Annotated in this window: 14 protein-coding genes; 2 read left to right on the plus strand and 12 right to left on the minus strand. The window is 56.9% G+C overall.

The genetic code is table 11. The features are described from left to right. Positions 1–43: 43 nt before the first annotated feature. The 9 genes from IEV54_RS01580 to IEV54_RS01620 form a co-directional block, all read right to left on the minus strand. Entirely contained in the window at positions 44–1,012 is a 969-nt protein-coding gene (locus tag IEV54_RS01580) for a lysylphosphatidylglycerol synthase domain-containing protein (RefSeq protein WP_150277585.1), read from the minus strand. After that, a complete protein-coding gene (gene clsB / locus IEV54_RS01585) occupies positions 1,009–2,235 on the minus strand; it encodes a cardiolipin synthase ClsB (RefSeq protein ID WP_150277584.1) in 1,227 nt (408 codons plus the stop codon). The genes IEV54_RS01580 and clsB overlap by 4 nt, the downstream gene beginning before the upstream one ends. Beyond that, entirely contained in the window at positions 2,232–3,008 is a 777-nt protein-coding gene (locus IEV54_RS01590; RefSeq protein WP_150277878.1) for an endonuclease/exonuclease/phosphatase family protein, read from the minus strand. The genes clsB and IEV54_RS01590 overlap by 4 nt, the downstream gene beginning before the upstream one ends. Before the next feature lie 275 nt (positions 3,009–3,283). Continuing rightward, the gene (glgX, locus tag IEV54_RS01595; RefSeq protein ID WP_373286409.1) at positions 3,284–5,449 is read right to left on the minus strand and encodes a glycogen debranching protein GlgX; all 2,166 of its coding nucleotides are present in this window, start codon (positions 5,447–5,449) and stop codon (positions 3,284–3,286) included. Then, positions 5,446–8,244 carry a malto-oligosyltrehalose synthase gene (locus IEV54_RS01600; protein WP_150277876.1) on the minus strand — a complete coding sequence of 933 codons (2,799 nt, stop codon included), beginning with the start codon at positions 8,242–8,244 and terminating at the stop codon, positions 5,446–5,448. The genes glgX and IEV54_RS01600 overlap by 4 nt, the downstream gene beginning before the upstream one ends. Positions 8,245–8,255: 11 nt before the next feature. Next, positions 8,256–10,331, minus strand: a complete 2,076-nt coding sequence (gene malQ, locus IEV54_RS01605; protein ID WP_150277583.1) for a 4-alpha-glucanotransferase — start codon at positions 10,329–10,331, stop codon at positions 8,256–8,258. Continuing rightward, positions 10,328–12,091, minus strand: coding sequence for a malto-oligosyltrehalose trehalohydrolase (gene treZ / locus IEV54_RS01610; RefSeq protein ID WP_150277582.1), 1,764 nt, complete (start codon positions 12,089–12,091; stop codon positions 10,328–10,330). Before treZ ends, malQ begins: the two co-directional genes overlap by 4 nt. Next, positions 12,088–13,623, minus strand: coding sequence for a glycogen synthase GlgA (gene glgA / locus IEV54_RS01615; RefSeq protein ID WP_150277581.1), 1,536 nt, complete (start codon positions 13,621–13,623; stop codon positions 12,088–12,090). Before glgA ends, treZ begins: the two co-directional genes overlap by 4 nt. Positions 13,624–14,025: 402 nt before the next feature. Continuing rightward, the gene (locus IEV54_RS01620; RefSeq protein WP_150277580.1) at positions 14,026–14,451 is read right to left on the minus strand and encodes a hypothetical protein; all 426 of its coding nucleotides are present in this window, start codon (positions 14,449–14,451) and stop codon (positions 14,026–14,028) included. A gap of 186 nt (positions 14,452–14,637) precedes the next feature. On the opposite strand from IEV54_RS01620, the gene bamJ reads away from it, so the two are divergent. Further along, positions 14,638–15,342 carry a BamJ family beta-barrel-assembly machinery protein gene (bamJ, locus tag IEV54_RS01625; RefSeq protein WP_150277579.1) on the plus strand — a complete coding sequence of 235 codons (705 nt, stop codon included), beginning with the start codon at positions 14,638–14,640 and terminating at the stop codon, positions 15,340–15,342. 395 nt (positions 15,343–15,737) lie between these two features. Here bamJ and IEV54_RS01630 read toward each other — a convergent pair whose 3' ends face one another. Continuing rightward, positions 15,738–17,510 carry an EAL domain-containing protein gene (locus IEV54_RS01630; RefSeq protein ID WP_150277578.1) on the minus strand — a complete coding sequence of 591 codons (1,773 nt, stop codon included), beginning with the start codon at positions 17,508–17,510 and terminating at the stop codon, positions 15,738–15,740. Positions 17,511–17,686: 176 nt separating this feature from the next. Further along, on the minus strand, positions 17,687–19,738 hold the full coding sequence (locus IEV54_RS01635) for a carboxy terminal-processing peptidase (RefSeq protein ID WP_223825457.1): 2,052 nt from the start codon (positions 19,736–19,738) through the stop codon (positions 17,687–17,689). Between the two features lie 160 nt (positions 19,739–19,898). On the opposite strand from IEV54_RS01635, the gene IEV54_RS01640 reads away from it, so the two are divergent. After that, entirely contained in the window at positions 19,899–20,849 is a 951-nt protein-coding gene (locus IEV54_RS01640) for an NAD(P)H-quinone oxidoreductase (RefSeq protein WP_150277576.1), read from the plus strand. A gap of 49 nt (positions 20,850–20,898) precedes the next feature. On the opposite strand, the gene IEV54_RS01645 is transcribed toward IEV54_RS01640, so the two are convergent. Continuing rightward, positions 20,899–22,185, minus strand: a complete 1,287-nt coding sequence (locus IEV54_RS01645; RefSeq protein WP_150277575.1) for a M18 family aminopeptidase — start codon at positions 22,183–22,185, stop codon at positions 20,899–20,901. Positions 22,186–22,210 lie beyond the last annotated feature (25 nt).

The raw sequence follows: 22,210 nt of genomic DNA on the forward strand, positions 1-22,210 counted from the left end.
GCAAGCTGTGGGCAGCCAGCCACAGCCTGTTCGGCTGTGATCCTTATTGCTGGTTGCGTAGCGTCTTGGATCTATTCTCCAGAACCATGTAAATAATGCAGGCTATGACCAGGGGCAATATGAAATACAGTGCCCGATACGCGATCAGAGCCGCAAGCAATTCGCTCTTGGCAAACTGATGCTGCAATGCGGTAATAAACACCACCTCGATCACCCCCAGGCCCGCCGGAATATGCGTGATTACGCCTGCGATGCTACTGATCATCAAAATACCCAATATCGTTGGATAGAAGGCGTCTTCGGGCATCATCAAATAGATCAGCAACGCCATCAATGACCAGTTAAGCGCTCCGAGGCCAGCCTGGACCAATGCCATTCGCAGAGGGGGTAGCAGTATTTCGTGACCACGCCAGTGCCAACTGCGGCGTTTGGATAGTCCACAGGCAAGCAAATACGCCGCAGCAACGATCCACAGCCCAACGCCCAGTATGCGCAAACCGGTTCCACCGATCTCCCAGCTCTCGGGCAACGTGATCAATCCAAGGGCGAATATGCCGCCAGCCAGTATGATATAACCCAGCCAGTTGGTGATCATGCTCAAGGTAAGAACACGGGTAATGGTTGGCACGTCAAGCCCGAGCCTGCTGTAAAGGCGATAACGAAAAGCTACGCCACCCACCAGCGCGCCCATGTTCAGGTTGAATGCATAGCAAACGAAGGCCACGGGAACGACCTGTTTCACTGGCAACCCGTGCCGGGTGTAATAGCGACCCAGCAGATCAAAAGCGCAATAGACAAAATAGCTGACCAGCGCGATGCCAGCGCCAATTATCAGGATACCTGGAGGATAGGTTCGCAGTGTTGCTGCAACTTCCTGCCAATCGATATTGCGCGCCTGAAAATACAGTAGGGTTGGAATCAGGATGAAAAAGGCGATGGTCGTCAGGCGTTTGATCCAGAACCATTTGTTGCGTTTCGGTTTTTTTTGCCTGGCCTCTGCCGCTACGCTCATGAGGGTTTATCCTGGTTCAATTCCATCATTTCGGCTTCTTCTGCGCCTGGCGTAAGGGGTTCCAGCCGCGGAGTGTGGGCAGGCAACATGCCTGCCATGGCAGGAAAATGGCGCAGGAAGTGGAAGCAGAGCACGCTCACGGGGGTTTTCCACCAGGCACCCCGATTAACTTCCTCAAGCGTGATCTCGTTGCATTTGGCGTCGGCCAACCTGTTGAGATGCTCGAAAAGTTGTTGATTGAGCGCATGGTCGCGAATCATCAGGTTCGCTTCAAGGTTGAGTGACAGGCTCAAGGGGTCAAGATTGCTCGAGCCGACGGTACACCACTCACGGTCTACCAGTGCCACCTTGCCATGCAATGGCCGCTCACAGTACTCGTATACTTTCACCCCCGATCGTAGCAGGTAGCCGTAGAGGAACTGGCTGGCAAGGCGGACCCAGGGCATGTCTGGCTGACCCTGAAGAATGAGCACAACATTCACCCCCCGCTTGGCTGCGACCCGCAAAGCACGCATCAATCGGTAGCCGGGAAAAAAATAGGCATTGGCAATAACCAGGCGATGATCCGCCGAGCGGATGGCCCGCATGTATTGTGCTTCGATATCGCGCAAATGATGGTCATTGTCACGAATGGAAAGCAGCATACTGGCGCCTCCCGCGCGACGTTGGACCTTATGCTCGCTGCGGTCAGTCCAGTCAGGGGCACTGTTGCGGGTGCGGTGAAACAGATCCATGCTTGCCCTGTGAATATCAGCCACAATCGGGCCCCGTACCAGCACGGCGTAATCCTGTTTGGCCATGGGGCCGGATTCGGCCAGATGGTCGACACTGAAATTGATCCCGCCAACGAAGGCTTCCTGGCAATCTATGACCACTATCTTGCGGTGCAGGCGACGGAACAGGTTGGTTCGATAACCCAGCAACTTGGGTTGCGGGTCGAACATGTGAACACTGATACCCACTTCGGTCATTTCCTTGACAAAGGGCGTGCTCAGATCGGCGGTACCGTAGCCGTCCACCAGCACCTCGATGCGTACACCGCGCTTAGCCGCTTCGATCAGAACCTGTTGCAGCTCGCGCCCGACCTTGTCCTCAAACAGAATGAAGGTTTCCAGCAGGATTTCTTCACGCGCAGCGCGAACGCGCTCAAACACGCTGGGAAAAAAAGCCTCGCCGTTTATCAATAATTCCACCTGATTGCCGTCACACCAGTGCGCCTTCATAAAAGAACCTCGACCGCCAGGGGGGCATGGTCAGACAAATGCGACCATGGACGTTTGGACAGAACTTCCGGATGCCGGAAGGTAGCGTTACGAACATAGATTCGATCCAGACAAAGCAGAGGCCAACGGGCAGGAAAGCTTCTGGCCGGTGTGCCGAACTCGCTGACGAAGGCCTCATGCATGCCAGCGTCTGCCAGATACCGGTCCGCGCGCTGGCGCCAATCATTGAAATCACCTGCGACGATGACCGGGGCACCTGCCGGCAAGCGGTTGACTAGATCGCTCAGTAGCCCCAGTTGCTCCTGGCGGTGGTGTTCGCGAAGCCCCAGATGAACACAAATGGCATGTACTTCCTTGTGTCCTGGAACGTCGAGCACGGCGTGTAACAGCCCGCGTTCTTCGGTGCCGCTGACGCTCACGTCGAGATTCTGATAGCGCAAGATCGGAAATTTGGACAACAGGGCATTACCGTGATGACCATGGGGGTACACGGCATTTCGGCCATAGGCAAAATCTGGCCACATGCTGTCAGCGAGAAACTCGTATTGCGGCACCGGAGTCCAGTTTGAGTACTGCGAGCCATGCTTGATATTTTCCCCGAGCACTTCCTGAAGAAAGACCACATCCGAAGACTGGGTGCGAACGGCTTCACGCAGCTCGGGCAGGATGAAACGCCGATTCATCCAGGTAAAACCCTTGTGCGTGTTCACGGTAAGAATACGCAGCCTGTTCACCGGTGAAGCCATGGCCGTGGGCTTACGCTCAACACTCATTATCGTCATGGGGCGTGCTCACTTCCTGCTTGGCGTGCATCTTGCGCAGTCAGGCCCAAGAGTAGGCGAAGGTCAAAGGCTATAAGCTGCCGGGGCTCTGGAGCTGGATTGCAAGCGTGACTCATTGATCCTGGATTACCTTGGTTGTACCGGTACGTTGATTAAGGAAACGGGTGTTTCATGAAATCTACGACCGGCAACCTCAGGCATAGTTCAGGCATAGTTCAGGCATAGTTAAGGCCTGGCTCAGGCCCGAATTGGCTCTTCGGACCTGATCAGTCCTCCTCCTCTTTCTGTAATTCGAAGAGCATCAGGGAGCGCTCGAGAACCTCATATTCATTTCCCATTTCGTGTCGTTCACCCGACCGCAGGCGAGGGCGGCTGGTGTCCAGCAGGCAATGCCACCAGGCGCCCTGAACCACTTCTGGGAGGTGGAAGCCGACAGGCTCGTGATGAGCGTTAAGGATCAGCAACAGGGTCGCATCGTGTCCACCACGACGGATGCCCGTGGGTCTGGCGCGTCCGTCCATCAGCATGCCCAGACAGCGGGCCTGAGGATCCTCCCATTGCTGCGCGGCCATCTCGCTGCCGTCCGGCGCCAGCCAGGTGACGTCCTTGACGCCAAGCTCCTCTTCATACTCGCCAATCAGAAAGCGGCCGCGACGCAGAATCGGATAGGCGCTGCGCAATTGCGCCAGTCTGCGAGTAAATTTCAGCAGGCTGCGACCCTCCTGGTCCAGGTTCCAGTTTACCCAGCCCAGCTCGTTATCCTGACAATAGACATTGTTGTTGCCTTGCTGCGTACGACTGAACTCGTCACCGGCAAGCAGCATGGGCGTGCCCTGAGACAGCATCAGGGTGGCCAGCATGTTGCGCATCTGGCGCAGTCGCAGCTCTTGTATGTCAGTGTCTTCGGTTGGGCCTTCCTCGCCATGATTCCAGGAATAGTTGTGATCACTGCCGTCCTGATTGCTTTCGCCGTTGGCCTCGTTGTGCTTGTTGTCATAGCTGACGACATCGCGCAGGGTGAATCCGTCATGGGCCGTGACGAAATTGACGGAGGCAAAGGGCCGGCGGCCGCGTTGGTTGAAGAACTCTCCCGAGGCGGTCAGACGGCTGGCCAGTTCACCTATCTGCCCTTCGTCGCCACGCCAGAAAGAACGTACAGTATCTCGGTACCGATCGTTCCACTCCATCCAGCCGGGCGGGAAACCACCCACTTGGTAGCCGCCCGGGCCACAGTCCCAGGGCTCAGCGATCAATTTGATTTCACTGAGGACTGGATCCTGGCGGCAGGCAACGAGAAAACCGTGTCGCTCGTCAAAGCCATGGGCATGTCTGGCGAGAATGGTGGCGAGATCGAACCGAAAGCCGTCAACCCGCATTTCAGTCGCCCAGTAGCGCAGGGAGTCGGTGACCATCTGCAACACGCAGGGGTGCCCCAGGTCCAGGGTATTGCCGGTGCCGGAATCGTTGATGTAGTAGCGCTTTTCGTCCGGCATCAGCCTGTAGTAGGTCGCGTTATCTATGCCGCGCATCGACAGGGTCGGCCCCAGCTCGTTACCCTCGGCTGTGTGGTTGTAAACCACGTCGAGGAATACCTCGAGACCGGCGTCGTGAAGTTGTGCGACCATTTCCTTGAATTCGCTGATGCGTCCGCTGGCCGAATATTCGGGATGGGGCGCAAAAAAAGCGATGCTGTTATAGCCCCAGTAGTTGTTCAGATCCTTTTCTAGCAGGTGCTGGTCGTTGACATAGGCATGGACTGGCAATAATTCCACACTGGTGACGCCCAGGGACTTGATATGGCTTATCAGCTCGGCAGTTTTCAGCCCACCATAGGTACCGCGTAGGTTCTCGGGCACGTCCGGGTGGAGCATGCTGATGCCCCGCACATGGGTTTCATACACCACGGTCTGGCTCCAGGGCACGCGGGGGTTGTGCAGATGCCCCCAGGTAAATGCCGGATCGATCACCTTGGCCTTGGGTACAAAAGGAGCGCTGTCACGTTCATCAAAGCTGAGATCTCCATCGGCTGAACCAATGGTGTAGCCAAACAGGCTCTCCGACCATTGCAGGCTCCCTACGAGCTGCTTTGCGTAGGGGTCGATCAGCAGCTTGTGATGGTTGAAGCGATGACCTGCCTCGGGTTCATATGGCCCGTGCACCCGGTAGCCATAAATTTGGCCCGGATGCGCATCCGGCAGGTACCCATGCCAGATTTCGTTGGAGTATTCGGGTAATTCGATCCGTTCCAGCTCGTTCTCACCCGTGCTGTCGAACAGGCACAATTCCACCCGGGTCGCATGGGCTGAGAACAGCGCAAAATTGACGCCCAGGCCATCCCAGGTGGCACCCAACGGGAACGGTTGGCCTTCGGTCACTCGTGATTGCTGCTGGGCCAGGAAGTCTTCATAGCGCCTATCTTGTCCGTTACTCATGATTGGTGCTCCTCAAGGCCATCGGATTGAACGGATATGAAACCGACAGGAAACCGTGCGAGCAATTCACTGGCAGCTATTTGGCCGCTGCGTTCCATTACTGTTTCGGCTGCCAGCAGGTTTTCCAGCCTGCGCTTGTGCAGGTGCGCAGGCAGCTGTACTGCGGTATCACCCCATTGTTTCGCCGGTACCAGCGGATCGCTTGCATCGCCAAGCAAGGACGCGACCAGCACGGGCACAACAACGATGATGCTGCGGTCCTCGTATTCGCGGGCAAAAGCGCACAGTTTGTTGGCGTGCTCGCCGATGGTTTGCAGGGGCTGATAGTTGCCGTGCCGGAAAAGGCTTGCATGCTCGCGCCGCCAATCGAGAGCACGGCCGATAAGCTGTTGCTTGATCCGCCCGTTCTTCCAGTTTTCCAGCAATTGATTTGCCGAGTGCTCCTCAGCAAACGCGGCCTGGCGCGTGGAGTAGTCGACGGGTCTGCGATTGTCCGGGTCAACCAGACTGAAGTCCCAGAATTCAGCACCCTGGTAAAGGTCTGGTACGCCGGGAACAGTCAGCCGTAGCAGGCTTTGGGCCAAGCTGTTCAGCGCACCTGCAGGTGCCAGGTCGGCGGCAGCATCCGCTATTTGCGCGCGCAAGCTTTGACCCTGCGAGCCCAGCAGAACGACGGCGAGAAACTCACGGCAGGCGTCCTCATACGGGCTATTGGGTGTGCTCCAGCTGCTGAGCAGTTTTGCCTCGCGGAGGGCTTTTTGTTGCCAGCCCGCGACACGTTCGAAGTACGCCCGCATACCGCTCTGGTTAGTACTCTCGAGGTCCAGCGGCCAGCTGCCCAGCAGGGTTTGATACAGCATCAATTCGTCACCTGCCGAGGGTGCTCTCACTCCTGCGCCGGAGCTGCGCAAGGGTGCGGCGAGCTGTTTCCATTGGCGAACCCTGTCGATATACCAGGGAGCCCGTTCACTGATGACGGCAAGGCGAGCCCGGGTATCCTCACCGCGCTTGTGATCGTGGGTGGCGGTGGCGAGTAAACTGCGCGGATACGACTTATTGCGCTCGAGGTTTACGTTATGAAAGGCCTCTACTAACGCACTGAAATGCCCGGGATCGAACCCCACATCGTTGCGTGAAAGCAATACCCCTGAACGATAGAATGCAGTGTCTTCCACTGCCTTGGCGGCCGCGGGGGAGGTCAACTGATGAAAGCGGCGCAAAACACGCTGGCGCAGGCGACGTTCGGGCCCTGGCGGTAACTGGTTGAAGCTCTCTCCCCCAAGCCAGTGATCCAGCGCGGCAAGAATATCTTTATCTGACTCGCATAACCTCTGATCCGCCGCCAGCGCCGCCTGTTGATAATACTGACAGTCCTGTTCTGAGCGCCCACAGGCAGCTGCGTAGGTTCGGTAGACGCTGAAGTTGGCAATCAGCTCAAGCAGTACCCGGCGTATGCTGTTGAGCGTCAGATCCCGTGTATCCAGATTCATGCGTGCCAGGGCCATCAGACCCTGCGCCACCGTCTCGAAATCGGCGGCCAGTGAGTGTGTGAGCACCAGGCGCCGCGCTTCGTACACCTCCTGCAAAAAGTCTGCAGGGCGAGTGGTTTCAATTGCCCACAGTTGCTGCAGCGGCGGGGCACCTTGCGGATCGTGTTGCAGAAGCGATACCTGGTTCATGAATTCGTAGCCGGTGGTGCCGTCCACCTGCCAATCGACCGGCAGCGCCTCGCCATCGCCGAGAATCTTTTCCACATAGATGGGGAAACGAGTCCCCGGTGGGTGCCCCGGCAACCCCTCGATGCGGCGTCTTAGCCTGCGGCAGTAGGAATGGGGATCTGCCAGGCCGTCAATGTGATCGATTCTCAGACCATCAATCAGGCCTCGCTCTACCAGGTCAAAAATCTTTACATGTGCGGCCTCGAATACCTCGGGAGACTCGATCTTCAAACTGACTAGTTCATTGACATCGAAGAAGCGGCGCCAGTTGATTTCGTCTGCGGCGGTACGCCAGTTGGCAAGCCGGTAGTGCTGACGTTCCAGCAGAGCATGTAATCGATTGTTGCCTTGCAAATCCTCATGTCTGAAGGACTTCATAGCCTGGCGCAAATGGTCCAGCTGGGCGTCGTTCACGCAGAGCTGTGCCAGTTCCTTACAAAGGTGCTGCGCCTGCTCCGGCGCTTGGCGAGAGCCTTCCAGCGCGGCAAAACGCACTGCTAGTTCGTTCAGCCGCAGGTCGTCGCTGCAGTGCAATATGTCCGCATAACTGGGCGGAGTCAGTGGAAATCGATTGTCGAAGTAGTTCACCGAAAAGGTGCCATTGGCTACGTCGAAATCGAGTAGCAGTTCACCGGCATCCAGTACCTTGGCGTAGTCTCGGCCCAGGAACGGAGCCAGCAATCGGCCGTCCATCAGGGCGTCAGCCGAGTGCCAGTTGATGTCGAAGAAGTCCGCATAAGGGCTTGTAACCCCCCATGCCAATACGCTGTGCCACCAAGGATTGGCATCACTGACGGCCATATGATTGGGCACAATATCCACAATCAGCCCCATCTGACGCTCGCGCAGGGCGTGCACAAGACGTTGCAGTGCTGCTTCCCCGCCGAGTTCGGGGTTGATCCTGGTCGGATCGATCACGTCGTAGCCATGCAACGAACCTGGGCGAGCGCTGGTGAGAGGGGATGCGTAAAAATGGCTGACACCCAGATCCGCGAAATACCCAACCAGTGCAGTAGCGTCATCAAGGGTAAAGCCGGCATGCAACTGCATTCTGGCGGTCGCGCGGAGTTCGATCAGTGTCTCGTGATTCATGATGATTCACGCTCACGCGTTGCACGTGCTTCACTCAGCCGCTGCAGCCGGCCCTGCACACTGGCATTGTTCAGAAGGTAATCCGCATTTACCGTAAACCGTCTGCGCCAGTTGGGATGGATGTTGCCGGGTCCAGGAAGATTGGGTTGCTCCAGCTCCCCAAGCGCATCCTCAAGGGGCAGTAATACAAGAGGAGCAGGCGTCTTTCCAAGGAAGCCGATGCACGCGTCGAGCTGTTCCACAGCTTCTTCCTGATCACAGCGGAGCTCCCCGGCCTGACGCAGCGCCGTCTTTAATTCGGCCCTCTCTGTTTCGCGGGTCTCGCGATCAGACTGAGTCTCTTGCGCTCCACGATGCCCGGCTTTTTCACGCCACTCGATGTCGCGTCCGGCAATCCAGCCCAGAATGGTCGGTAAATCATGGGTGGTCGTAGTTGCCAATGCATCATCGGGCCACTTCTCGGGAGGAATGAATCCTTCAGCATTTTTCTCGAAGTGCAACACACGCATGCCCAATGCGCCGCGTTCAGCCAGCTCCCCACGCATTCCGCGGGGTACAGTCCCCAGGTCTTCGCCAATTACGATTGCCTGATGGCGCCAGGACTCCAGAGCCACCAGATGCATCAGCGTTGCAAAGGGGTAATTGAGATACGCACCCATGTCCGGTGAGGCACCCTCGGGAATCACCCATAACCGTTTCAGCCCCATTACATGATCGATGCGAATACCACCGGCGTGAGTCATATTTGCCCGGAGCATGTCTTTAAAGGCGCTAAAACCACCCTCCTGTAAGCCCCACGGAGAGAAGGCCGAGACTCCCCAGCTCTGCCCCTGAGTATTGATGATGTCGGGTGGGGCCCCCACCGTAATGGCGCTGAGAAGCTCCGACTGCCGTGACCAGGCAAGACTTCCGGAGCCATCGGCGCCTACGGCCAGATCGCTTATCAGACCAATTGCCATACCGGAGTTGCGGGCGACCGATTGCGCGCGTTCCAAGCCACAATTGATCAGCCACTGACAGAACATGTGAAAGCTGACATCTGCTGCATGCTCAATGGCGAACTGTGCAACGGCGGTACTGTTGGGATCGCGGAAGGGTTTTGGCCATTGTTGCCAGTTGGGGGTCTGCTGGTGTTGCAACATGTACGCATGCAGGGCTTCAAAACGGCAATGCTGCTCCAACGCAATGCCACCCTTGCGGCAGAAACGATCAAAGTCCTGGGTCAGTTCGTTGCTTTTGAAACTGAAATGCCTGTACAGGCAGCGCAGAACCTTCTGTTTGGCCGCAGACGCCGCGGGCCAGTCAACAAACGCAAGAGTCTCGAGCCTGGCGAGCTCGTCCTCGAGCCCACATTCGTTTACAGCATGCTTTACCGCGTCCTCACCAAGGACTCGGGAAGGGGCGGCGTACAGGGGGTTGAAGAACAAACGGCTGGAAGGGGAGTACGGACTGTATTGATCGCTCGAAGCACTGAACATGGCGTGTACCGGGCTGATGGCCAAGGCATCAGCACCCAACTTCCCTGCCTGACGCGCCAATTGCTCAAGCGCCACGGTATCTCCGAGGCCACAGTCACCGGGTCGGCGCAGTGAATAAAGCTGCGTAGACAGCCCCCAGACCCGCGCCCCGGGTCGGCCGCATAAGTCCGCTACGCTCTGGCAAGTGGGTGGGGCTACTGCCAAGGTTAGTAATTGATCTTCAATCAATAGCTGGTGGTAGCCACATTGGGAAATGCCGGTGATGCAAGCGTTGTGGTCCAGGCGTCGATGCAAGCGGCGTTCGTCGTCAAGAATAAGTTTGTACGGGGTTCCTGGAGCAAATCGGCCAGCCAAGGTGACCGCCTGGTCCGCTACCATGGCGAGTAGCGGGCCGGCAGCCGCCCGCCTCAGGCGCTCCTGTTGCTCGGCCAGGCTGGCTTGGATTTGCTGCTCACCCAAGGCGGGAAGGCCGAGGCTCTGCAGCAGAGCGTGAAGGGCTTCAGTACCGACCTGTTTTGGGATGCCATGTGCATCAGTCCATTTTGTGCTGATGCCTGCGGCCCGTGCCAGACTGGCCAGTGATGCGTCGCTCATGTAGTGAATTCCATGCTGATGACCACGCTGTACGCCGGCAGTGTCGAATGCCCTCTGCCGCACAGGTTCAGACCGTAGTGAAATATGACGTCAGCGCCATTGCGCTCTCTAACAGGCACCGGGTCGGGAGATAGGTTCAGGTCGATATGCAACAGACTTCGGTCACCAAGCTGCCATGTCGCTGCCACGGCCTTTTTTGCCAGAACCTCACAGCCCAGCGATTGCCTTGCGGGGAGTCGCGGAATGATTAGCGTATGGCGGAGATCGAGTAGATGCCGGTAATGGTTGCGCCATTGCTCGTGATTCGGAAGTGAACGCTCGGCCCAGTCCGGAATGGATCGAGTAAAGGTGTCCAGGGCGTTAGGATCAGGGATAGCTTCACGCCGGTCCGGATCCACAAAGCTGGAAAACTCGGAGAATTCATTGCGCCGGCCCTCGCGCACTGCCTTGGCCAATGCCGGATTGTGGTCGGTAAAAAACAGAAAGGGCTGCAGGCAGCCCCATTCTTCGCCCATGAACAGCAGGGGAATCATGGGTGACAACAGCAGCAAAGCCGTTGCGGCCTTGAGCGCCCTTTCATCTGCAAGCACCGTCAGTCTCTCACCCATAGCGCGGTTGCCGGTCTGGTCATGATTCTGCAGAAAGAGCACAAAAGCGCTACTCGTCAGCTGCGCGCTTGGTTGACCCCGGGGCTCGCCCCGACGGTTCAGCTCGCCCTGGTAGACGAATCCCTCTGCCAGACAACGGCCGAGCTTCTGCGTCGGTTCACTGGCGTAGTCGCTGTAGTAACTCTCGGCTTCGCCGGTCAACAGGGTATGCAGCACGTTGTGGCCGTCGTCATTCCACTGCGCGTCGAAATGCTGTTCAAGCAAGGCTGCGTCGTTGTTTTCGTTTTCCAGCACCAAATGTACGTGGCGACCAGGTGGGGTTGCCTGGCGTACGCGCTTTGCCAGCTCGATGAGAAAGTCCCTTTCGCCGATCGCATGAACTGCATCCAGACGCAGACCATCGATGCGGTAATCCAGGACCCACATCAACGCGTTTTCGCAAAAAAAGTTCCTCACCTGGGGGCGGCGGAAGTCGATTGAAGCGCCCCAGGGTGTGGAAATATCCTCGCGGAAAAACTGCGCAGCATACTCATTCAGATAGTTGCCATCCGGACCGAAGTGGTTGTAAACCACGTCGACGAATACCATCAGGTTCAATTCATGGGCACGATCGATCAGGTGCCTGAGTTCATCGGGGGTGCCATAGGAGGACTGGGGCGCGAAGGGTAGCACGCCGTCATAACCCCAGTTTCGCTCTCCGGGGAACTGACCAAGGGGCATCAGTTCAATTGCTGTTATACCCAGACGGGCCAGGTCTGGCAGGTGTTGCTCCACACCCTGGTAGCCTCCCAATAATCCGGCGTGTAGTTCATACAGCACAGTTTCGTGCCAGGGCCGGCCGCGCCAATCTGACGTCGACCACGGATAACCGAGGGGATCGATGACCTGACCAAATCCAGTTACGCCATCGGGCTGAAAGCGTGATGCGGGGTCGGGGACTTCCGTCTGTCCATTTATCAGATAACGGTATCCGCAATCTGCTGGGCATTGAGCAGCAAGTCTGAACCAACCATCGGCTTCGCTGCGCATCTCCTGAGATGCTCCACTTTCCAGCAGCAGCTTGACGCTGTCTGCGCTTGGAGCCCAGAGGGAAAAGCGCGTTTTGCCGTCAGCAAGGCGCATTGCGCCGTGCTGATAATTCAGACGGGTCATCCGTGCTCCGACCCCCGAACGGCCGGCCCTGTTTTACCCAGCGACTCGTTAATCAGTTTGCGGTAGAGCTTGTCATAAGGCTTGGCTGCATGATGCCAGTACCGCGGTGCATTCATGGCCTGGCGGCGCATGGCCTCAAGCAGATCGGGTTGGCGATATACACGGGTCGCTCGCACTATTGCGTCGGCAAAGCTTTCGGCGGTGCTGTCGTCAAACAGGAAGCCGGTTTCGCCATCCTTGATGGTGTCAGCCAAGCCGCCGGTACGTCTGGCAATTGGTAGTGATCCGAAGCATTGCGCGTAACTCTGACTGAGACCGCAGGGTTCGTACCTGGAGGGCATAAGCAGGAAATCACTGCCAGCAAACATCCGCCTTGCGTCGAGCTCGTTAAAACCGCGATGAAAACCAATTCGCTGCGGATAGCGCCCAGCGAGTTCCGTGAGCATCGTCTCGACGGACTCCTCGCCCTGGCCGAGTATCGCCAGACGACCACCTGCCTTGATGATCACCTCCGCTACTTGGGGTATCAGGTCCAGGCCTTTCTGATAGACCAGACGGGAAATGATCACGAACAGAGGGCCATCGTTGGGCTCGAGATCAAACATCGCTTCCACGTGCCGGGTGTTGGATTTCTTGTCAGGCCATTGATGCCGGCTGTCACTGTCCGGATGCCAGCACTCATCAATCCCGTTGGCAATGCCTGTGAGTCCGCCGGTGCTTGCCTTCAACTTGAGCAAGCCCTCAAGCCCACAGCCGAATTCAGCTGTGGTGATCTCCCTGGCGTAGTTCCTGCTCACGGTGGTGTTGTGATCAGCGTAATTGATACCCGCCTTGAGAAAGGACAACTTGCCGTAAAACTCCATGCCCTGTTCAGTTGCCGCCTCTGCAGGCAACCCCAGCTCCGGCATGCAATTGAGATCGCACAAGCCCTGGTAGGCAAGATTATGAATGGTGAACACCGAGGGTGTGCGCTGACCCTGCCAGGCCATGTAAGCAGGGGCCAGGCCCGCGGGCCAGTCATGGGCATGTACCAGGTCTGGTTGCCAATCAGCGCAGACCTCACCTGAGGCAAGGGCAGCTGCCGCGAGCCCGAAACGGGCAAAGCGGATATGGTTATCTGGCCAGTCGCGGCCGTGTTCGTCGCCATAGGGTGTGCCGGGGCGGTCATACAGCTCGGGACAGAGCACCACATAAACTGTCAGTCCATCAGGCAGGAGCATGGTCCCGATCTGGCACGCTGGCAGGCCTGCATAACCCTCCAGTTCGCAGAGTATTTCCATGGGGTGGCCGCGGCTGATTACTTGCGGATACCCCGGTATCAACACACGTACTGAATGAAAGCGTCCAAGTGCTCGTGGCAGTGCTGCTGACACATCACCAAGCCCACCCGCTTTGGCCAGATCAGCAAGTTCTGAGGTCACGAACAAGATCTTCTTGCGGTTCTTCTGCAGACATTCCACTTTTCCGCGGCCCACCGCGGTGACTGGTTGTGCCAGCTCGCTCAACCCTGGACTTACCATAGCCTTACCCATGCCACCCCTCCGATACAGGTTTCCCCGTAGCTCGTTCTTCGCCCGGTAGTTCGACCGGTAACCCATTTCGACGGTTGTTCGCGAAAGGCGGGTTTCGTTCTCTGCCAGACGAAACGTGCGCTTTCGTGAGATCGGAACCTGAGCTGAAAATCAGGTTGCTCTCAGTTCAGCTGACCGGGGGTATGAGGAAAAGTTTCGGCTATCTAACGCGGGGGCTGGAGAGCAAATACAGGTTGAACCTTGTGCCTGGAATTGGCGTCGAGATAGATACAAGAATGGATGTTGAGACAGGCTTGGCGGATGAAGGAGCAGGTCCCGATTACCAGTGATGACCAGATTTTCTCACCTGATTTGTAGCGGCGCCTGCTCGCGGAGGCTGCTTGCTGGCGCCGGCATGCAGTATTACCAGAAGCCGGGGGGGTGCTGTTTGTCGGTCAGGTAATCCAGGTGCAAATCGAAGGCCTTGCTGAAGAAGGTTTCAAGTTGGGTGTCGATAACCATGTCGTTTAGTGCGGCGGGTCGGGTCTCCTGGCGGTCGGTCGATTTGTTTCGGCCAAATTCCATCTCATGAAAGACTGTCTGTTTGGCGTCATCAGCAATGAGCCGATAGACGCTGGGAGCCGCGTCGTCGGGAAAGCGTGCGCTCAGGATCAGCTCAGCCACTGCGTGCTCGTTGATGCTCGAGCTTATGGATACCCATAATCCCTTGGCGTGTGCGAATTGGGCTGCTTGTTCAAATAGAGGCCGGGCTTTTTCACTGAGTTTAAGGTCCAGCCGCTTTGCTACGGGAGATTCATCTACTGTTGGACTCTCATGATCGTTGTTCATCTGCTGCTTCCACGGATCGGGTTCATCGGGTCTGAACGTAACGGTGGTTAAAAAAACCTGGCACGTCAATGTTGCTGGTCGGATAGGGCTGTTGCCCTGATTCCTGTGCGGGTAGCTTGGCACCGATAGCCCTGTTAAGCTCGGATTTTTAACTTAGCCCTTTGGGGCGCGTCTATTGAGGTGAGCATGAAGCGAAATCTGCTGGCAGCCAGTATTGCATTGAGTATCTTTGCCCTGGCCGGGTGTGAGAAGGAGCCGGAGCTGTCCGATCCAGTCCAACAGGCCTCCTATGGCATCGGTTTGAACATGGGCGAGAGCTTGATGAACGATGGCTTGGACGATATTGATCCTGAGGCTCTGGCCCTGGGAATGAAGGATGCCCTTGCTGGCGAGGAATCGCGGGTTGGAGATGATGATCTGACTGCCGCATTCGAAGCACTGCAGACACGGGCACAGGAACGTGCTGCAAGCCTTGGGGAGGAAGCTGCCAAGGCCAATGTGGATTTTCTGGCAGACAATGCTGAGGTTGAAGGTGTAGTTACCACCGATTCAGGTCTTCAGTATCAGGTTCTTGAAGAAGGTGAAGGCGAAGCTACCCCTGGTCCGGACGATGTCGTAACCGTGCATTATGAAGGCCGCTTGCTTGACGGCACGGTATTCGATAGCTCTGTCAGTCGTGGCGAGCCCGTTGATCTGCCGGTCAGTGGCGTGATCCCCGGCTGGGTCGAAGTTCTGCAGTTGATGAACGTGGGCGACAAGTTCAAGGTAACCATCCCCAGCGAGTTGGCCTATGGTGAAGCCAGCCCCAGTCCTGTGATTCCGCCCAACTCCATTCTGGTATTTGAAATGGAATTGCTGGGCATCCAGTCAGACGACTCAGGCGAAGAGTAAACCGGTCAGGAGCAATTCCTGCCAGTTCACCTGTAACACTCGCGTAACGCCCCGTGTGTCGGCATTCAGCTCTCCACGGGGCATGCAGTGTTACTCTTATGCACATTCTTCGGTAACACTCAAGCCCCGACTTTCCACCCCATGCGTTTTTTCACGAATCTTTTTAATTCATTGATTTTAATGAACTTTTTTCTTTGATCAAAAAACATTCAGTTTATGGCGAGCCGCAGTACTACGGGGATGCCGAGGGTTTCCCAGTAGTTGTTAACAGACTTATCCACAGAACTTGTGGGTAACTTCGGGCCGCGCGGATAGCTAGCTGGGAACGGATCGGATTGGAAGATCGCTCACGGTATTCAGCTGCCGTTATGCTAGCCGATCACATGTGCCTCTCCTCAGAGGGCGATGGGCTTAAGGGTAGTGCCCGGCTTCTGCCCCAACTGTCTGCAAACCATACTGAAGCCCCTGGACTTTTTTGCTTCGTGTTTGGCGTGGGACGCCTTTTCAGCAAGCTCTGCCGGATCGGTAATGCCATGGTTCCAGGCAGGTAGATGGAGTACGCCCACCGATATGCTCAACAGATCATGCTTGCGCCAAAGTCCTTCGCGGTCGGGAGCGCCGAACCCGCCGTCGGCTAGATGTTCCGGCCGATAGAAATGTCGTGACAGGCTCTGGAAGCGTTGGTTCAGAAGATAGAGTCGGTCCTGCCAGTCGGCACTACGCAGCACCAGCATGAAATCGTCTCCACCAATATGCCCGACAAAGTCGCAGCGCGGGTCACACACATCCCGGAGTATCTGTGCCAGGCCCAGCAACACCTCATCTCCCTTACCGTACCCGTAGATGTCATTGAATGGTTTGAAACCATCCAGATCGACGTAACACAGGTGTGCTTCCTGTTTGTTGGACAGAAGGCGGCCAAGGCATTCATTGATCGGCACATTGCCTGGTAGGAGAGTTAAGGGGTTGGCATGCCTAGCCTGTCGGATCTTCAGCTCGGTTATCTGTCGCAGAACATCTATTACCCGCCCCAGACCCAGGTAGTAGCCGTTGTCGACAATAATGAAGTCTTCGTCCAGGCGCTGGCGCGCACGGCTGGTCAACAGGCGGCTGATTCTTTGTAAGCTTTGCTGTATGTCGACGACCAGACATTCGGTCTCCATCAACTGGCTGATGGGCCTGCGGTTCTGAACCTCCACAGCGAAGGGACGCAGCATGGCCTGGGCAAGCTGATGACTGTGCACAGTTCCGATCGGTCTGTTCTGGTCGTCGACGATCGCCAGGCTGTTGAGGCTGGCCTGTTGCTGAAATCGGGTCAGAACGTTCTTGACCGTTTCGTTATGGCGCACGCTGTCGACCTGGATCAGTAGACTGTGCAATCCTGGCTCCTCAGTCAATCGCTGCTCATTGGGCTCCAGTTTCTCAATAATGGATTTGTGGCAGGCCGTTGGGTGAGCTTCCGGGCGCCCCAGCAGGTAGCCCTGAACCCAGTCCACTCCCATGTCCTGCAGTACCTCGAGCTCCTCAGGGAGTTCGATGCCCTCGGCAATCACATGGGCGCGGGACGCTTTGGCCATATCGAGAATAGAGCCGACGAACTCTCGCTTGATCCGGTCAATATGAATGCCGTCGATGAAGTGTCTATCGATCTTGACGTACTCAGGGTGTAACTCCGACCACATCCGCAGACTGGAGTATCCCGCGCCAAGGTCATCGAGGGCGATAGAAAAGCCCATGTCCCGATAGTGGTGAAGGGCGCTGTAGAGCAGTCCGAAATTGTCGATGGGTGCTTGTTCAGTCAGTTCAATAACCACCTGCTCTGGAGACATTCCGACCGTCTCAAGCATTGTCAGGGTCCGACCCGGATAATGCTGCTGTTCCAGCAGGCTTTCCGGTGAAACGTTGAGGAAGAGCTTGCCGGGCAGCTTTTGCTGGCTGAAACCTTCTACCGCTTTCTGCCTGCAAAGCATCTCCAGCTCGGTCAGCTTGCCGTATTGCCGCGCCGCCGCAAACAGGACCATTGGGGAATGCAGTGGACTATTGGAAGGGCCGCGGCTGAGAGCTTCATAACCAATGATCCGCTGCTGCACAGTGGAAACAATAGGTTGGAACAAAACCGTGATGTGGCCGCCATGAATGATATCCAGTAACTTTTCCAGCGTGCTCATCGCGGTCTCCGAAGCTCGGGTTGGGGCGCTGACGCAACGAAGTGCGTTGCCCATGCAGGCGACAAGTGTGTGCTGGATTTGTTACAGAAAGTTTACAGTCAGAGTCAGAGGAGAAGGGTGGTCCGGATAAACCGGTGCTGAGACGTTATTTGTCAAAGCACCGGAATAGGGGCAACCTAGCCGGCGTGCGCCAGTTGGTGCTGCAGTTCGAGGAGGTCTATCAGGATCTGGCCGGTTTCTGTCAGAAAGGCATCATCCTTCATATCTTCTTCATCGGCCCCGGCCATCGCCGGAGCAATGTCAGCGAGAGGATCATCATTTTCGAGCTCGGTCAGAGGTTTTTCACCCCGTGCCTCGCGTCGTTTGTTTTCGAGAAGTAGCAGGCTTTCATCAAAGGCATCCTGCTGCTCCCTGCGCTTGGCCTCGTTGAGAGGCAGAAATTTGCGCTCCTCCAGGGTACGGTTCAGATCCAGTCTGGCCAAAGTGTAGGAAAACTCCGGATCGATTGCAGCACGCAATTCGTGGCGTGTCGCCAACTGCTTGATAAAGGGAGTCAGGTGGCCGTCTGCTTCGTATCTGGCTGGCGGAATGGTATCCCAGGGTAGCGCACCGGGCAGATTGCTCTCGCCTATGTCAGTGGTTTCCAGCAGAGAGGGATAGTGGATGTCAGGCACAACGCCACGATGCTGGGTGCTCTGGCCCGATACCCTGTAGAACTTGGCCAGCGTCAGCTTCAGTTCACCATGATTCAGTGGCTGGATAGACTGGACAGTGCCCTTGCCAAAGGTGGGTTCGCCAATCACCAGGGCTCGCCCGTAGTCCTGCATGGCGCCTGCAAAGATCTCCGAGGCTGAGGCAGAAAGACGGTTGACCAGTACGGCCATGGGTCCTGTATAGGCTACACCTGTCTCCGGGTCGTCCAGCACCTGCACATCACCCTGGGTATCGCGCACAAGCACAGTCGGACCCTTGTCAATGAACAGACCTGTCAGCTCGGTAGCTTCCTGCAGCGAACCACCGCCGTTGTTGCGCAAATCGAGCACAACGCCGTCGACGTCCTGTTTCTGCAGCTCACTCAGCAGGCGACGTACATCCCGCGTGGTACTGGTGTAGTCATCGTCACCGCGTCTATAAGCCTTGAAGTCGATATAGAAGTTAGGTACCTGGATGACACCGATACGTTGGGTATCCTCACCGTCGCCAAATTCAAGGACTGTGGACTTCGCAGCCTGGTCCTCAAGCTTGATCTCCTCCCGCACCAGTGCGACTGTGCGGGTTGACAGGTCAGTCGGTGGGTTGCTGGCAGGAATCACTTCCAGGCGTACATCCGAGCCCTTGGGGCCCCGGATCAGCTTTACCACTTCACCGAGGCGCCAACCAACCACATCGACCATCTCGTCGTTGCCCTGCGCTACACCGATAATTCGGTCGGCAGGGGCAAGTTGCTGGCTTTTGGCAGCCGGACCTGCGGGGACCAGGCGGGTGATCTTGGTGTACTCTTCGTCGCTTTGCAGTACCGCGCCGATGCCCTGCAGCGAAAGACTCATGTTGATATCGAAGTTTTCAGCTACCTCGGGTGACATGTACTGGGTATGCGGGTCGTACACTTGGGTAAAGGCATTGATATAACCCTGGAAAATATCTTCGCTCTGAGTCTGCGAAAGGCGCAGACGCTGACCCTTGTAGCGTTTTCCGAGCATTTCCTCGATGATTTCCATGTCGCGACCGGCGAGCTTCATGCGCAGCACTTCATCCTTTATCTGCTTGCGCCAGAGTTGCACCAATTCGTCTTCGTCGGCTGACCAGGAGGCATCCTCGCGGTCAATCAGAATGGTTTGATCAGAGGCGAAGTCAAGGGTTTCCACGCCCTTGTCGAGCAGCTCCTGTGCGTATGCCAGGCGCTGATCGAGGCGATCCATCTGGCGTTTGTACATGGCAAATCCAACGCTCAAATCGCCGGCAGGCAGGAGATTATCCAGCTTGTATCGGTAGCGCTCGAAAATCGCGATGTCGGCAGCGGTGAACAGACTGCGCTGGGGATCGAGCGCTTTTACGTAGTTATCGAATATCTCGCTGGAAAGCTCATCGTTCAGCCGCAGTTTGTTGTAATGGCTGAGTCTGAGCAGCTCCACAGTCTGGAGGCTGGCGAGCATCTGTTCGCGGGTAGGCTGCAGACTTTCGAGGTCGAGGGGTTCACGCTGTTCGGCTGCCAGAGCGCCAAAGCCCATGGCAAACAGCACAACGAAACAAGTGGTGCGCAGAAAATGTGGTCGTTTCATTTAGAGTGGTCGCGTCCGGGGGAGAAAATAGTTCGATTGCAAGTTTAGGCTCGATGGGTGAATCTTGGTTCCCATCTTTGATTAGCTGATATTTCACTATGGAGGCACCGTGAGAGGATTGCAAGCCGAGGGAGGTTCGCTGCAATGGCGCGAACAGCCCGCAGTAGAGCTTATGACAGGGCAGGTTAGGGTCGCCGTAAAGGCATCCGGGCTGAACCGTGCGGATTTGTTACAAAAAGCCGGGATGTATCCGCCGCCGCCCGGTGTGACGCCCGTTTTGGGGTTGGAATGTGCCGGGGAAGTAGTCGAGATCAGTGGTCCGAGTCGTTGGCAGGTTGGCGACCGTGTCTGTGCACTTCTGGCCGGTGGCGGGATGGCGGATGAGGTGGTGGTTGATGGACGTCATTTGCTACCGGTGCCTGCGGGGCTCAATTGGGCTGAAGCAGCAGCGATCCCCGAAGTGTTCAGCACGGCCTGGCTTAACGTGTTCGAGCTGGGTGCGGCCCAGCCAGGCGAGAAGGTTCTTATCCATGCCGGTGCCAGTGGCGTGGGTACCGCGGCGGTTCAGTTGTGCAAGGCGCTCGGCAACCCCTGCTGGGTAACTTTGGGCAGTGAAGAAAAACTTCAGGCCTGCAAGGAGTTAGGCGCTACCGGGGGTGCGTTGCGTCAGAACGGTATCGCTTCTTTGCAGTCGGAAGGACCCTTTCAGGTTGCCCTCGATCCCGTGGGGGCGACCTATGCAGGAGACCACCTGGACCTGCTGGGCGTGGACGCCCGCTGGGTGCTGATTGGCCTGATGGGTGGGCGCGATGCCAAGCTTGATCTGGCGAAAATGCTGATGAAGCGGATCACTCTGGTGGGCTCGACATTGCGCACACGTGACGCTGACTACAAAGCTGGTTTGCTCGCGCGGATGGAGGAGCGTCTTTGGCCGCTCTTTGCCCAGGGCAAACTCAAGCCTATAGTAGCGAAAACCTTCAATCAGAATCAGGCGGAAGAGGCTTTCGCCGAGCTTGCGGCTGACAAGATCGTGGGTAAGGTCATTCTTGTAAGAGAGTAGGGCAGCTCTTCTTGGGCCCGCCGGCTAAAGGCGGGCCTCCTCGTTGCGTTCATACAAGCCGCTCGGTGTTGTAGAACTGCGTCAACACGCGGATCAGGTACTCTGTATCTCGACTGCCAGCCATTTCGCGGATCGAATGCATGGCAAAGGTCGGAACACCGATATCCACGGTGCGCACGCCAAGCCTGCTGGCCGTGATCGGCCCGATGGTACTGCCGCAGCCCATGTCACTGCGTACCACGAAACTTTGCACTGGCACGTCAGCCTGAACGCAAAGCTCCCGAAAAAATGATGAGGTCTCGCTGTTTGTGGCATAGCGCTGGTTGCTGTTGATCTTGATCACCGGGCCCGCATTCAGACGAGGGCCATGGTTGCCATCATGCCGGTCGGCAAAATTGGGGTGGACTGCATGGGCGTTGTCCGCCGAAATCAACACGGAGCGTTGGATCGTGCGGATACGCGCACTGTTATCAGGGATGACGCGCTTGAGCACGTCCTCGAGAAATGGACCATCTGCGCCGCAGGTTGAGCTTGAACCGACCTCTTCGTGGTCGGTACAGACCAGCATGCAGGGTTGGCCTGCCCCACTGTTTATCAGCGCAGCCAGCCCGGCATGACAACTGAGGAGGTTATCCAGACGCGCTGAACTGAAGAAATCGCCGTCCAGCCCCAGTGTGCTGGGTGGTTGGGTGTCATAGAAACTCAGTTCGTAGTCCAGCACCTGCTCCAGACCGCAATCTGGATGCTCCTTTTCCAGCTGACTGCGCAACAGCTCTCGCAGATCCTGCGTCGGTTCCTGACTGTGGGCCAGGACCGGTGGCAGGTCAGTCTGTGCATTGATCGCCAGGTTGTCATTCACACCCCGATTGAGATGGATCGCCAGGCTGGGAATGGTTGCAATGGGGCGGCGAAAATCAATCAGTCGACTCTGCAAATCACCGTCTCGGTTACGGAACGTCACCCGGCCAGCCAGGGACAGATCGCGATCGAACCAGGGAGCCAGCAGAACGCCACCGTAGACCTCTACGCCAAGTTGCCACAGACCCTGCTGATTGAGTTCTGGTTGTGGTTTGACGCGCAGACAGGGACTGTCTGTATGGGCGCCCACCAATCGGATGCCGGTTTCCGGCTTGCCCAGGGTGAACGCGATCAGGGAAGAACCATTGCGCGTCACCAGGTAGCGTCCGTCTGGTTTGAGTTGCCAGTCCGCTCGTTCGTCGAGGTGCTCGAAGCCCGCCGCAAGCAGGCTTTCTACCATGTGCTGGGTGGCGTGAAAGGGCGTGGGTGAAGCCTGGATAAAGTCAGCGAGCCGCTGGTTGGTGGGACTGTGGGTCATGCTTTAGCTCCTTGGCAGCAAACTG

Source organism: Halopseudomonas salina (assembly GCF_014637955.1).
In the GTDB taxonomy this organism is placed as follows: domain Bacteria; phylum Pseudomonadota; class Gammaproteobacteria; order Pseudomonadales; family Pseudomonadaceae; genus Halopseudomonas; species Halopseudomonas salina.